At 68.1% G+C, this 12,607-nt stretch carries 14 protein-coding genes; 3 read left to right on the forward strand and 11 right to left on the reverse strand.

The window, feature by feature from the left end:
* Nucleotides 1-50 precede the first annotated feature (50 nt).
* Nucleotides 51-728, reverse strand: a complete 678-nt coding sequence (locus BLV94_RS39295; RefSeq protein ID WP_083395960.1) for an NUDIX hydrolase — start codon at nucleotides 726-728, stop codon at nucleotides 51-53.
* A 112-nt stretch (nucleotides 729-840) separates the two neighbouring features.
* Between BLV94_RS39295 and BLV94_RS39300 the strand changes: the two genes are divergently transcribed.
* Nucleotides 841-2,394: a carboxylesterase/lipase family protein gene (locus BLV94_RS39300; protein ID WP_072945927.1), complete on the forward strand. Its 1,554-nt coding sequence runs from the start codon at nucleotides 841-843 to the stop codon at nucleotides 2,392-2,394.
* Here BLV94_RS39300 and BLV94_RS39305 read toward each other — a convergent pair.
* From BLV94_RS39305 to BLV94_RS39330, 6 genes are all read right to left on the reverse strand, one after another.
* The gene (locus BLV94_RS39305; RefSeq protein ID WP_072945929.1) at nucleotides 2,387-3,628 is read right to left on the reverse strand and encodes an MFS transporter; all 1,242 of its coding nucleotides are present in this window, start codon (nucleotides 3,626-3,628) and stop codon (nucleotides 2,387-2,389) included. The genes BLV94_RS39300 and BLV94_RS39305 overlap by 8 nt on opposite strands.
* Before the next feature lie 83 nt (nucleotides 3,629-3,711).
* Nucleotides 3,712-4,236, reverse strand: a complete 525-nt coding sequence (locus BLV94_RS39310; protein ID WP_072945931.1) for a DUF3558 domain-containing protein — start codon at nucleotides 4,234-4,236, stop codon at nucleotides 3,712-3,714.
* The gene (locus tag BLV94_RS39315) at nucleotides 4,233-4,772 is read right to left on the reverse strand and encodes a DUF3558 domain-containing protein (protein ID WP_072945934.1); all 540 of its coding nucleotides are present in this window, start codon (nucleotides 4,770-4,772) and stop codon (nucleotides 4,233-4,235) included. The genes BLV94_RS39310 and BLV94_RS39315 overlap by 4 nt, the downstream gene beginning before the upstream one ends.
* Entirely contained in the window at nucleotides 4,756-5,031 is a 276-nt protein-coding gene (locus BLV94_RS39320; protein ID WP_072945936.1) for a GNAT family N-acetyltransferase, read from the reverse strand. The genes BLV94_RS39315 and BLV94_RS39320 overlap by 17 nt, the downstream gene beginning before the upstream one ends.
* Nucleotides 5,032-5,095: 64 nt before the next feature.
* Entirely contained in the window at nucleotides 5,096-6,286 is a 1,191-nt protein-coding gene (locus BLV94_RS39325; protein WP_072945939.1) for a DUF4185 domain-containing protein, read from the reverse strand.
* A gap of 110 nt (nucleotides 6,287-6,396) precedes the next feature.
* Nucleotides 6,397-7,770, reverse strand: coding sequence for an FAD-binding oxidoreductase (locus tag BLV94_RS39330; protein WP_072946160.1), 1,374 nt, complete (start codon nucleotides 7,768-7,770; stop codon nucleotides 6,397-6,399).
* Between the two features lie 513 nt (nucleotides 7,771-8,283).
* On the opposite strand from BLV94_RS39330, the gene BLV94_RS39335 reads away from it, so the two are divergent.
* Nucleotides 8,284-8,613: a hypothetical protein gene (locus BLV94_RS39335; RefSeq protein ID WP_011594545.1), complete on the forward strand. Its 330-nt coding sequence runs from the start codon at nucleotides 8,284-8,286 to the stop codon at nucleotides 8,611-8,613.
* Nucleotides 8,614-8,642: 29 nt separating this feature from the next.
* Here BLV94_RS39335 and BLV94_RS39340 read toward each other — a convergent pair whose 3' ends face one another.
* Nucleotides 8,643-9,326 (reverse strand): Type 1 glutamine amidotransferase-like domain-containing protein, encoded by a 684-nt coding sequence (locus BLV94_RS39340; RefSeq protein ID WP_072945940.1) that lies wholly within the window; start codon nucleotides 9,324-9,326, stop codon nucleotides 8,643-8,645.
* Between the two features lie 5 nt (nucleotides 9,327-9,331).
* On the reverse strand, nucleotides 9,332-10,150 hold the full coding sequence (locus BLV94_RS39345; RefSeq protein WP_072945942.1) for a maleylpyruvate isomerase family mycothiol-dependent enzyme: 819 nt from the start codon (nucleotides 10,148-10,150) through the stop codon (nucleotides 9,332-9,334).
* Between the two features lie 168 nt (nucleotides 10,151-10,318).
* Between BLV94_RS39345 and BLV94_RS39350 the strand changes: the two genes are divergently transcribed.
* The gene (locus BLV94_RS39350) at nucleotides 10,319-11,860 is read left to right on the forward strand and encodes an AMP-binding protein (protein WP_072945945.1); all 1,542 of its coding nucleotides are present in this window, start codon (nucleotides 10,319-10,321) and stop codon (nucleotides 11,858-11,860) included.
* Nucleotides 11,861-11,871: 11 nt separating this feature from the next.
* On the opposite strand, the gene BLV94_RS49730 is transcribed toward BLV94_RS39350, so the two are convergent.
* Complete coding sequence (locus BLV94_RS49730; RefSeq protein ID WP_167372210.1) at nucleotides 11,872-12,036, reverse strand: hypothetical protein; 165 nt, start codon at nucleotides 12,034-12,036, stop codon at nucleotides 11,872-11,874.
* Nucleotides 12,033-12,434: a DUF488 domain-containing protein gene (locus BLV94_RS39355; RefSeq protein ID WP_072945947.1), complete on the reverse strand. Its 402-nt coding sequence runs from the start codon at nucleotides 12,432-12,434 to the stop codon at nucleotides 12,033-12,035. The genes BLV94_RS49730 and BLV94_RS39355 overlap by 4 nt, the downstream gene beginning before the upstream one ends.
* Between the last annotated feature and the right edge of the window lie 173 nt (nucleotides 12,435-12,607).

Below are 12,607 nucleotides of genomic sequence, written 5' to 3' on the forward strand. Positions count from 1 at the left end.
CTAGCACCGGCCGTGCCGCGAACGGAAAGGCCCCGGGTGGGTGGACGGGCTCAGCCTGCGAGGAACGCGGCCGCTCCCGGCGGGAGGGGCGCGGGGCCGCGCGTGTAGATCTCGGCGGGCCTGCCGGTCCCGACGACGGCCAGGTCGCCGGTGTGCTCGAGGGCGGGCATCATGTGCCGGCGGAACGAGTCCTTCGGGAGGGGACGGCCGAACACCACCTCGTAGACCCGGCGGAGTTCGAGCACCGTGAACGTGTCGCCGGCCAGTCCCGACGGGTCGACGGACCGCGCGTACCGCTCGCGCAGGTCGGCGACGGCGAGGGTGACGACGTCCGCATGGTCGAACGCGAGGTCCTGCGTCACCCGGTCGCCGTCGACGGGGATCAGCAGGGCGTCGCGGGGGAGTGCCGTGCGCGGCAGCGCCGCCCCGTGCGTCATCGACAGCACCCACCCGCGGTCGTCGCGGGCGGGGTCGTCGAACATCGCCAACTGGTGGAACTCGGCACCCGCCAGTCCGGCCTTGATCCGCAGGCACCGCTCGGCGGCGTCCCGCAGCCGCTCGTCCTTGTGGAGGAAGGTGCCCGGAAGCGCGAGCCGGCCCGAACGGTGCGGAACCACAAGCACTTTCAGCTCGGCGCCGTCGACGGTGAGGACGGCGACGTCGACCGCCACGGACGGCCGCGGGTAGTCGAGGAGACTCTTGCCCTCGGGATCGGTCGATGCGGCCACGGAGCACATGTTAGCGCGCGGTTGATCTATATCGCGTTCGAACGGTCCTGCCTGCGCATCGTTGGTAGTTTGGCGAGAGATTCCCGTACGCGCTGCGTGAGGAGATTCGGCCGTGGATGTCGAGAAGTCAGGCGACACACTCGTCGTCCGCGCCCGGGGCGGCGACGTGCGCGGCTATCCCGAAGGCGACGTCTACGCGTGGAAGGGCATCCCGTTCGCCGCAGCCCCCGTCGGCGATCTGCGGTTCCGGGCGCCGGCCCCGCCCGCACCGTGGGACGGCGTGCGCGACTGCGTCGACTTCGGCCCGATGGCCCCGCAGGGCCACGGCACCGCCGTCCCGATCGACGCCGGACTCGAGATGGACGAGGACTGCCTGTCGGTCAACGTGTGGGCACCCAGGCCCGACGGCATCCCGCGGCCGGTGATGGTGTGGATCCACGGCGGCGCCTACTGCCTGGGAACCGCGGCCCAGGGCATCTACAACGGGCGGATCCTGTCCACTCTCGGCGACGTCGTGCTGGTCTCGTTCAACTACCGGGTGGGGGCGCTCGGCTTCCTCGACCTGTCGTCGTTCTCGACGGCGGAGCGGGTGTTCGAGACCAACTGCGGGCTGCGCGACCAGGTCGCCGCCCTCGAATGGGTGCGCGAGAACATCGCGTCGTTCGGCGGTGACCCTGACGAGGTGACGGTGTTCGGGGAGTCGTCGGGAGCCGGGTCGATCACCACCCTGATGACGTGCCCGAGTGCGGACGGGTTGTTCCACCGCGCGATCGCCCAGAGCCCACCCGCCACGTCGGTCTACGGCAGCGAGCGGGCGGCCACGGTCGCGAAGCAGTTCCTCGACATCCTCGACGTGGAACCCGCCCGGATCGACACGTTGCTGCGCCTCCCGTACCGCACGGTCATCGAGGCCAGCGACACCCTCGTCAACGAGGTGCCGACGAAGATCCCGGGCACACTCGCCATGGCGCCCGTGGTGGACCGCGACTTCCTGCCCCGCTACCCGGTGGCCGCGTTCCAGAAGGGCTACTCCCACCGGATCCCCCTCATCATCGGTTCCAACAAGGACGAGTCGTCGATCTTCAAGTTCATGAAATCGCCTCTGCTGCCGGTCACTTCGGATTCGGTACAGGAGATGCTGCGGGCGATCGCGACCGATCACCCGGAACTGCCCGCGGCCCGCCTCGCCGACATCCTGTCTGCGTACCCGGACCGCGGCAAACCGAAGGGCGCACTCGCGATGTCCCGCGACGCCGCGTTCCGGATGCCCGCCCTGTGGGTGGCCGATGCCCACAGCAGGCACTCGCCGACGTGGATGTACCGGTTCGACCAGGCCACCCCGATGCTCAAGGCCGCGCGCATCGGAGCCGGGCACGCCACCGAACTCCCGTACGTCTTCGGCAATTTCGACACCCTCAACATCGACCCGACGTTCTGGCTCGGCGGCCGGAAGACGGCACTCGAGGTGTCGGGCCGCATCCAGCGCCGGTGGCTCGCGTTCGCGCGGCACGGTGTCCCCGCCGCCCTGGACGCGTCCAAGCACTGGGCCCCCTACGACGAGGAGGACCGCGCCACGTTGCTGATCGACGGCGCGGACACGCTGGTGAAGGACCCGGACCACGAGATGCGGGTCGCCTGGGGCAACGACGTCATGGGGTTCAACTGACCGGCACCTTCTCGTCCAGTTCCTTCAGCACGGGCAGCGCGAAGCACGCCAACCCGATGATCAGGACCGGGATCGCGAGCACGAAGAACGTCGGCTGGATACCCCACTTGTCGAGGATCGGGCCGGCCAGCAGGTAGCCCAGCGGACCCGCCGCATACGCCGTGGACGTCATGACCCCGGTGACCCGGCCGCGCATGTGCTCCGGACTGCGAGTCTGCATGGCGTAGTTGGCGATCGGGCCGACCGGACCGAACACCAGACCCTGCAGGAGAGCCAGCGCCAGAATCGCCCACAGCGGCGGCAGGAACGCCATCGCGACCATCGCTGCGCCCAGCACCGTCACCGCCACCACCATCAGCATCCGGCGCGACACGAACGGCGCGAGCGGTCCGTAGGCGAGGGCGCCCACCACGCCGCCGATGCTGAGCGCCATCAGGACCGAACCGAGTTGCGCAGGTTTGTCGAGTTCGGTGAAGTACACCGGGAACACCACTGACTCGACCGGCATGTACAGCGCGACCACCGCCATGTCCACGAGCGCGATCGTGCGCAGGAGCCGGTTGTGCCACACGAACTTCAATCCCTCGAGCGTGCCGTGCCAAATGGACGTCGGGCGCGTGGCGGTGTCCGGTCTGCCGGCGTGCTCGAGACGCAGGAACGCGATCGTCGCAACGGACAGCACGAACCCGGCGGCGGCGACCCACAACGTGTTCACCGCACCCACGGTGGCGATGAGGACGCCGCCGATGCCCGGGCCGACGAGATACGCCACGTTGTAGTTGGCCTCGTAGAGACTGTTCATCCGGTCGAGTGACCACCCCGCGGACTTCGTGGCGGCGGGCAGCATCGACTCCCTGGCCGCGATGCCGGCCGGATCGAACGCGGCGCCGATCGCGGCGAGGACGGCGATCACCGTGACGGTGAGGCCCGTCGTGGTCGCGATCACCGGGATGGCCGCCACGGACAGGGCCGACAGGCAGTCGGAGATCAGCGACGTGCGGCGTCGTCCGAACAGGTCGACGAACGTGCCCGCGAACAGGCTCGACAGCAACAGCGGGAGGGTGGCCGCGCCCGCGACGATCGCGGCGTCCGATGCGCGACCGGTCTGCTCGAGCACGAGCCACGGCAGCACGACGATCACGATGCCGTTGCCCGTGGAGGAGAACAGGGTCGCGACGTTCAGGAGGATCAGGGGCCCGAACCGGCGAGTCACAGCCGTCTCGGTGGCGGTCACGGCAAGGTCCTCTGGTCGGCTCGGTCGGTGGTCCTTCGACGCTAACAGCGAGGTCGTGGCCACCGCGAGCGAATTTTCGGCCGCTACTGGTTGCGTTGCAGAGTCAACTCGGCGAGCGTGCGCGCACCGTCGCACGGGTCGCCCGTCCCGGACCGTTGCTGCACCCACCACGTGATGACACCGGAGTAGGCGGCGGTGATCCCACACGCCGCCGAATCACCCGGCCGCCGGGCGCTGAACGCCGACGTGCCCGCGATCGTCGTGGTCTCCACCTGATAGCCCAGCTGGTCCGCCACCGCCCGCTCCCGCTGCAACGAGTTGTTCTCGAACCAGCCGAACGTGACGTCGATCGATCCGGCGGCGGACGACACCGTCCACATGCACACTGCACCGTAGAAGTACTGGTCGATGCCTGCGCCGTGCAGTGTCTCCACGATCTTGTCGTTGGGGACGGCGTCGCATTCGCGCAGGAGCTTGTCGAACTGCGGCGAGCCGTCGTCGGAGGAGGCGGCACCCTCGGGCAGGGGAGTGCCCGTGACGGACGTGCCGCAGCCGGCCAGCACCATCGCCGACGCGACCGCCGCGGCGAGTCGCCGGCGGCCGGTCATTTGGCCTTCTCCAGCGTCAGCCGGCCGAGCGCGGTCGGTGCCTCGCACGGATCGGAGGGTGCACTGCCCGTTCCGTAGCGGACCAGCCAGTGCACGAAGTCGGAACCGGTGCCGAGCGCGACCTCGCAGAACCCGACGTTCTGCGACGAAAACCCGCGATGCCCGGCGATCTCGAGGTCGTGGACCTCGTGACCGATGCCCTTGGCCACCGACCGCTCCCGGTCGATGGGGCTGCCGCGGTACCAGGTGAACATCACGTACCGTTCGCCGCCGTCCGCTTCCCACCGGCACTTGATGCCGTTCCGCGACACCGGGGTGAGCCCCGCGATCCGCGCCCGCTCGTACACTTCGGCGTCGGTCAGCGAGCCGCATTCACCCACGAACGGGCCGGGCTGCACGGCCACCGAGGTGGTCGGCGCGGATGCCGGATCGGTGTCCGAACCGCCGCCGGAACCGCAACCGGCCAGCACGACCGTCGCCGCGAGAAGACACGTCGCGCGGACGGCCGGGCGGAGCGGATCAGACGAGCTCCGCATAGCTCGGATTCTCGGCGATGTACTTCTCCACGTACGAGCACGACGGGATCACGGCGAGCCCACTGGACTTCGTGTCGTCGAGGGCGGCCTTCACCACCACCGCCGCCAGACCCTGCCCGCGGAACTGCGGGTACGTCACGGTGTGGTGGAAGTCGCGGGCGCCGTTCCGCTCGAAGTAATCGGCGTATCCGGCCAGTTGGCCGTCGAGGTAGATCTCGAACCGGGATTCCGACACGTCGTGTTCCACCGTGGCCGCCACAGATCGCTCCTCTGCTCGTGTGGCGTGCGCGCTGTCCCGCGCACGCTGTCACTCGCAGATTACGTCAGTCCGCGAGGTTGGTGCGCAGCAGCATGACGTTGTAGTCCGACCAGGTGGTGGCCAGGAAATACAGGTCGGATCCCTTCGACCACGGGTGCATGTACGCGCCGTACAGCTCGGGCACGTCCCGGCTGCTCACGAGCACTTCGGGTTCGCTCCAGCCGGATTCGAGGTGGTCGGAACGGCGCATCACCACCGAGTTGCCGGCATCGGTGTACATCGCCACGAACTGACCGAGGTATTCGTTGAACTGCACGGACAACTCGCTGACCGGTCCGGCGATCACCGGTGTGGCGACGGTGGCGTTGGCCTTCACCCACGCCCCGCCGTCCCAGTACTCGTACAGCGTGAGGTTCCGGATGTCCGCCTCCTTCACCCGCGACAACCGGGCGTCGCCGGAACGCCCCGAGGGGGTGCCGAATGCGTAGACGAATCCGTCGTGCTTGACGTACGAGCCCATCTGGAAGTTCTCGGCGCCCGTGCCCGGCACGTTGGGCCGCAGCGTCAGGGGATCGGTGACCCAGTTCTCGCCGTTGTCCACGGAGTACGCGATGCCGGACGCGTTGGTGTCCCACTCGCCCGGGGCGCCCCAGCTGCGCACCGACATGTAATTGATGTACTGCGTCGCGGCCGGGCCCTCGCCGACCGAGATGCCGGTGGTGGGGATGACGGTCTGCTCCACGCCCGGGATCTTCTGGCTCTGGATGATCTCCTTGGAATGGTTCGGCAGATCGACCGGGGAATTGTCGATGCCCATCCCGTCGGTGAGGTCCTTGTCGGAGCTGCGCAGCAGGATGTTGCTGCGCCAGTCGCCGACCAGACCGCACAGCGGGTTGTCGCTCAGCCCGACGGTGTCACCGAACGCCGTGAGGATCTCGCCTCCGCCGTTGTCCCACATGATGCCGAGGTCGGTGCCGAGTACCCGGAACCTGCCGATCGTGTCGTTGGGGCTGCGAGGCCCGGTGATGTGCGCGATTGCCTGAGTTTTGCCACGCAGCTCGGGAAGGCGGCCGTCACTGCCGTTGAGCCAGGGGATGGGATTGATGCCCTGGCCCGAGCCGCTCGATCCGAGGCTGCCGGTTCCGCCGAGGCACGGCGCCGCCGCCGCAACAGGGGGCGCCATCGTGAAAAACGTGCAGGTGGAAGCGAGTAAGGCGGGCATCGCCAGGGAGGCGACACGGCGGAGTCTGGTCACGAGCGCACCTCTCTGCGACGAGTCGAGTTCGGTCCGGTCACGCTAGCAATACCTCACCTGTCACACCAGTCCCTTGGGTAACCATTGGATATCGCACCCGCCCTGGGTAGCTACAGGATCGCTCCGGGGTTGAGTATCCCCAGCGGGTCGAGTGCCGTCTTGATCCGCTGCGTCAATTCCATGACGTCCGGGCCCAACTGGTCGGGCAGCCAGGCCTTCTTCAAGCGGCCGACACCGTGCTCGCCGGTGATCGTGCCGCCGAGAGCGATTGCGAGGTCCATGATCTCGCCGAAAGCGAGGTGGGCGCGCTCGGCCATCGCGGCATCCTCGGGGTCGAACACGATGAGCGGGTGCGTGTTTCCGTCGCCGGCATGGGCGATCACCGCGACCATCACGTCACGTTCGCGGGAGATGGCCGCGATTCCCTCCACCAGCGCAGGCAGTTTCGGCAGCGGGACCCCGACGTCCTCGAGGAGCAGGGTGCCCAGTCTCTCGACCGCGGGGATCGCGAATCGTCTTGCCGCGGCGAACGCTTCGCCCTCGTCGGGGTCGTCGGTGGTGAAGACTTCGGTCGCGCCGTTTGCCGTGCAGGCGTCGGCCATGACGGAAATCTCTTCGGCCGCAATCGAACCGGGGGCGTCCGACCGGGCGATGAGCATCGCCTCCGCCGTCCGGTCCAGGCCCATCTTCAATGCGTCCTCGACGGCGCCGATCGAGGCGCGGTCCATGAACTCGAGCATCGACGGTCGCAGCGTGCGGGTGATGGCCAGCACGGTGTCGGCGGCCGCCTGCACGGAGGCGAACGACGCGACGAGGGTGCTCGCAGGTGGCTGGGCCGGGATCAGCCGCAGCGTCGCCTCCGTGACGATGCCGAGTGTTCCCTCGCTCCCGACGAACAGCTTGGTCAGCGACAGGCCGGCCACGTCCTTCAGCCGCGGGCCGCCGAGGCGCACGTCCGTCCCGTCCGCGAGAACCACCCGCAGCGCGAGGACGTAGTCGGTGGTGACGCCGTACTTGACGCAGCACAGCCCGCCCGCGTTGGTCGCGACGTTGCCGCCGATCGAGCACATCTCGAACGACGACGGATCGGGCGGGTACCAGAGGCCGTGTTCGGCGGCCGCGGCCTTGACCTCGGCGTTGAGCAGCCCCGGTTCGACGACGGCGATCCGCGTCACCGGGTCCACCTCGATCCGGCGCATGCGCTCGGTGCTGACCACCACGCTGCCCGCCACGGCGGTGGCGCCGCCACTGAGCCCGGAGCCGGCGCCGCGCGGGATCACGGGGACGCGGTGCTCGGTCGCCCAGCGCATCACCACCTGGACTTCCTCGGTGGTCGCGGGGCGGGCGACGGCGAGGGGGAGGACGGCGTCGGGATCGCGCGCCCAGTCCTGGCGGTAGGACGCCAGGACGTCCGGATCGGTGACGAGGCAGCCCCGGGGGAGCGCGCTCGTGAGCGCCGCGAGTGCGTCGTCGGTGACCGTCATCGTGACTCCTGGAATGCGGGTGTCGGGGACCTCGACGGTAGCCCGGCGAACGGCGAGTGTCCGCGAATTGGTCATTCGTCCAACTGAACCGATTCCGACCGTGTTTCCCGGATATCGCTCCAACCTGGACGTTCGGTGCAGAAGCGACCCCCCAATAGCCCATCTGTTAGTTACTTACGCGTAGGAGTCTCACGATGTGGGATCAGGGGGGTGAATTTTTTCGGGGGGTCCACCGATGGGGTATGCAACCGTGCCCGGAGGGGAAAATGCTGGTAGAGGCGTCCCGCGAACCGGGCGGACCCGGACAAATCGGGTGTAACACAGGTCACATTCGCCACTCTGTTACCGGATCGTATCGACCAGGCAATGCAAAAACCCACTTCTACGGGTTAGCGTCTTGCATCGTCAAACACCGGCGAGGCGTTACACCCAAACGGAGATTCTCACGAAATGTGAGCCAGAACACCGTTGGGGCCGGGTTTTGCCGCACCGACCCTGGAAGGACCCGCACCGATGAATGCACTCCACCGAGATCCCAGCAGCTACATCTCCGCGATGTTCTCGTACGAGTTCCTCGATGGTGGTATCGACTACGACTCCATCGAGCAGATCCACCGTGGCGAGTTCGACGAATGGATCTTCGCACTCGCCGGTTCGGGATTGTTCACCAACGAGGAAGTTCGGTCGATGGTCCAGGAATGGCGCCTGAACCCGAAGACCCTCCTGAACACGCTCCTCGCCGACGCGGACGAAGTCACCGCCAAGCGCTGCGAGGTCACCTGGGCCGCACTCGACCGCGTCGCCCCCTTCACGCCGTCCGTGCCGGTCGCCGTCTTCGGCTGAAGGCCTTCCCGCCGCAGGGCTCGCCGTCGTCAGACGAGTTCGGTTCGATCTCCGTTCACGACGATCGCCTGATCGTCCGTCAAGGTGCGGTACTCGATGCCGGCGAGCCTCAGGGCGTCGATCGTGCGCCGAACGGCGGCCACGTCCTCCAAGGGCACCGCGTTCTCGGCCCCTGGAAGCTCCGCAGGCGGGTGATGCGGCACGATCGCGAAGCCCACCATCCCCAGTCCGTCCCAGCGCGGCTCCACGCCACACGTCGCGACCACCTCCGCCGGGTCATCGGAGGAGTCGAGACCGTGCAGCGTCGGAGTCATCACGCACGCCCCCGCGCTGTAGCCGGCGTACACGAGCGAATCACTCGCCAACAGTTCCGGGATCACCCGATCCGCCCCACTCCGGGCCATCTGCGCGCGCAGCACGAACGTGTTCCCGCCGCGCACCCACACCATGCCGAACCCGTCGAGCCGCTGCCTCAGTGCGGCCGCACGCGGCTGCCCGTCGTCGCCGATGTAGTCGCGTAGATCCACCTCCTCCGCGGTGAAGCCCAGGCGCGTCAGCGGCATCACGTCACTCACGACCGCGGACGTCCGCGCCGTCCGCGGCCACGCATCCGCCGCAGCCGCGATCACCCCGACGCGCCCCGGACGGCCGACGAGCGACATCAGCGGCGCGGGATCCGCGCCGAACCGGTACGAGGACAGGAACAGGCGCACCGCGGTCAGATCGTGAACGCGAGGTTGTCGACGATCCGCTTGCCCACGTCGGTGTCGCCGCGCAACGCGATCTCGTCGCGGTGGTCCGCGGCCGTCGTCCTGCCGCCTGCCAGCCGGGTGAACAGCCGGGAGTCGAGAGTCACCGTCGTGGTGGCCTCCGACGGCAGTTCGTCGACCACCGCGGCCCTGCCGTCGACGGCGATGTGGATGTTCCGCGCGAGCGGTCCCGTCAGCTCGAGCGTGATCCTCGACCCGTCCGGAGCCTTGCCGCGCTTGCCGACGAGGAATGCGACGGCGCCTGCGATCTCCGCGAACGCCGTCTCCCCGCGCAGGCCGCCCTCGTCGCCGGGCAGCCCGAGTGCGTCCCGCAGGTCGAGCTCGTGCATCCAGCAGTCGAACACGCGGATGCGCATGAACCGGAGATAGGGCGCCGGCCCGACCGGCGTGGTGGTCTCGGCCGCGAACATCTCGTCGGTCATCTCGCCCAGCTCCGACCGCCTGCGGGCGACGATCATCCGGAAACGCTCGAGCATTTCGGTGCCGGAGCACCCCCGCAGTCCCTCCACCCACTGTTCGTTGAACGCACCGATCTCGTTGCGCACGTGGGCGAGGCCGCGGACGTCGATGGTGGTGTGCGGCGCGGAGATTCCGGCGAGCAGCGACTCCGTGCCGATGAGATGCGCGGTCACGTCGTGCACCGTCCACCCGGGCAGGGCGGTGGGCGTGAACCACGCGTCGCCGGACAACGAGGACAGCACGTCGTCGAGTACGTCCCATTCCTCGAACAACGCGTCGAGGATCGATTCCTTCTGTAGGGCATTCACGGGTCGTACGCCTCCTTTTGCCTCAACTCTAGGACCTTCCGCCCGACAGGCCGAGCATTTTCGCCGCGGGTGGGCGAATGTGCCGGTGAGAGCGTCGAAGGCCTCCCCGTCCAGGGGTTCGGTGTGGTAGACCGAGGGTGAGAATCTCCATTAACAAAAGGAGTGCGGATGTTCCCTGGAAACTTCGTGGTGACCACCCCGGACAAGCCCGCCGTCATACGTCCCTCGACGGGGGAGCGGCTGACCTACCGGGAGTTGGACGAGCGGTCCACCCGCCTCGCACGGCACCTGCGCTCGCTCGGCCTGAAGGTCGGCGACCACCTGGCGCTCGTGTCGAGCAACGACCTCCGGGTCCTCGAGGTGTACTGGGCGGCGCTGCGATCCGGGCTGTACATCACCGTGGTGAACTGGCACCTCACCCCGGAGGAAGCCGGTTACGTCGTCGACGACTGCGGAGCCGAGGTGCTCATCGTGTCCGCCGACGCGGGCGGCGCTGTGCCCCGCGACCGGAGTCAGCTGCCCCGCGTCCGCCACCGGCTCGTGTACGGCGGTGCGCTGGACGGATTCGACAGCTACGAGGACGCCGTGGCGGCGCAGTCGGCCGAACCGCTCGATTCGCAGCCCCGCGGGCAGGACATGCTGTACTCGTCGGGCACCACCGGCAGGCCCAAGGGGATCAAACCCGCACTCCCCGAGGGGGAAGTGGACACGACGACGGACCCGTACACCGCGGTGTTCGCCCCGATGTACGGATTCGATTCCGACACCGTCTATCTGTGCCCGGCACCGCTGTATCACGCCGCGCCGCTGCGCTTCTGCGGCACCATCACCTCCGTCGGCGGCACGATCGTGCTGATGGACCGTTTCGGCGCCGAGGAATCGCTGCGGCTCATCGAGGAGTACCGGGTGACCCACAGTCAGTGGGTTCCGACGATGTTCGTCCGGATGCTCAAGCTGCCGAAGGACGTTCGCGACAAGTTCGACGTGTCGAGTCTGAAGGTGGCGATCCACGCGGCGGCGCCGTGCCCGCCCGACGTGAAGCGGTCGATGATCGACTGGTGGGGTCCGGTCGTCCACGAGTACTACGCCTCCACGGAGGGCGCCGGTGCCACGTTCATCGACAGCGCACAGGCACTCGCCAAGCCCGGGTCGGTGGGCCACGACGGGGTCATGGGCACCGTCCACATCTGCGACGACACCGGCGCGGACGTCCCCGTCGGTGACATCGGAACCGTCTACTGGGAACGGGAGGAGCGACCGTTCGAGTATCACAACGACCCCGCGAAGACCGACTCCGCGACGCACCCCGACCACCCGACGTGGACGACGAGCGGCGACATCGGGTACATCGACTCCGACCGCTTCCTCTACCTCACGGACCGGGCCGCGTTCATGATCATCTCGGGCGGAGTGAACATCTACCCGCAGGAGTCGGAGAACGTTCTCACCATGCATCCCAAGGTGTTCGACGTCGCGGTGATCGGCGTACCCGACGAGGAGATGGGCGAACAAGTCAAAGCCGTCGTGCAACTCGTCGACGGGGTGGAACCGTCGGACGCCGTCGCCCGCGAGCTACTCGACTACGTGCGGGAGCGGGTCAGTCACTACAAGGCTCCCCGCAGCATCGACTTCTCCGACGACCTGCCGCGCACCCCCACCGGCAAACTCGTCAAGCACAAACTCCGCGCGCGGTACCTGAACGCCGGCTGAACCCCCGACCGTCACCTGTCCCGTGCCGCACCGCAGCGCGGGCAGGTGCTCGCGGTCCGGTCGGTGAGGAACAACCCGCAGTCGGGGCACACGCGGTCGAGCCAGCAGACCGGATCGCCGCCGACGTCGCCGTCCGGCTCGGTGATGGGCACGGCCTCGTCGCCGGGAAACGTCACAACCGATCCAGCATGTATTCGGCGAGGACCTCGGCATGACTGTGACTGACGTCCTTCGTCGCGGTGAGCAGAACGATCGGCCGCCCCTGCGCCAGTTCCTGCACCCGTGCGACCGCCTTCCGGCCGGTCGGTGAATCGAGCTCGTGGACGTACCGCTCGCGGAACTCGCTGAACGCGGCGACGTCGTGCGAGTACCAGTGACGCAACTCCGTCGACGGCGCCAGGTCCTTGGCCCAGTCGTCGAAATGGAACGCGTCCTTGCGCAGCCCCCGCGGCCACAGCCGGTCCACGAACAGTCGCAGTCCATCGCCCTCGGTCGGATGGTCGTAGACCCGCTCGACGATCACCGGCGGATCCGCGGTGACGTCCTCCGCGCTCCGTTCCTTCGGTTTGCTCATGGCCGAACCTCCGCTTCCTTGCGGCTGTCTACCGTCAGACTACGACGAATCGCCCTGTGATCGGGTTCACAAACGAGCAGAAAGATCTGTGAGAACGACTGTTCGGACTCGATTCAGACGCGTACGCACGGACTTCTCTGTTCCCTACGTCACGCGTTCTCTGGCTACTATCA

Origin of the sequence: Rhodococcus koreensis, from assembly GCF_900105905.1 — a bacterium.
In the GTDB taxonomy this organism is placed as follows: domain Bacteria; phylum Actinomycetota; class Actinomycetes; order Mycobacteriales; family Mycobacteriaceae; genus Rhodococcus_F; species Rhodococcus_F koreensis.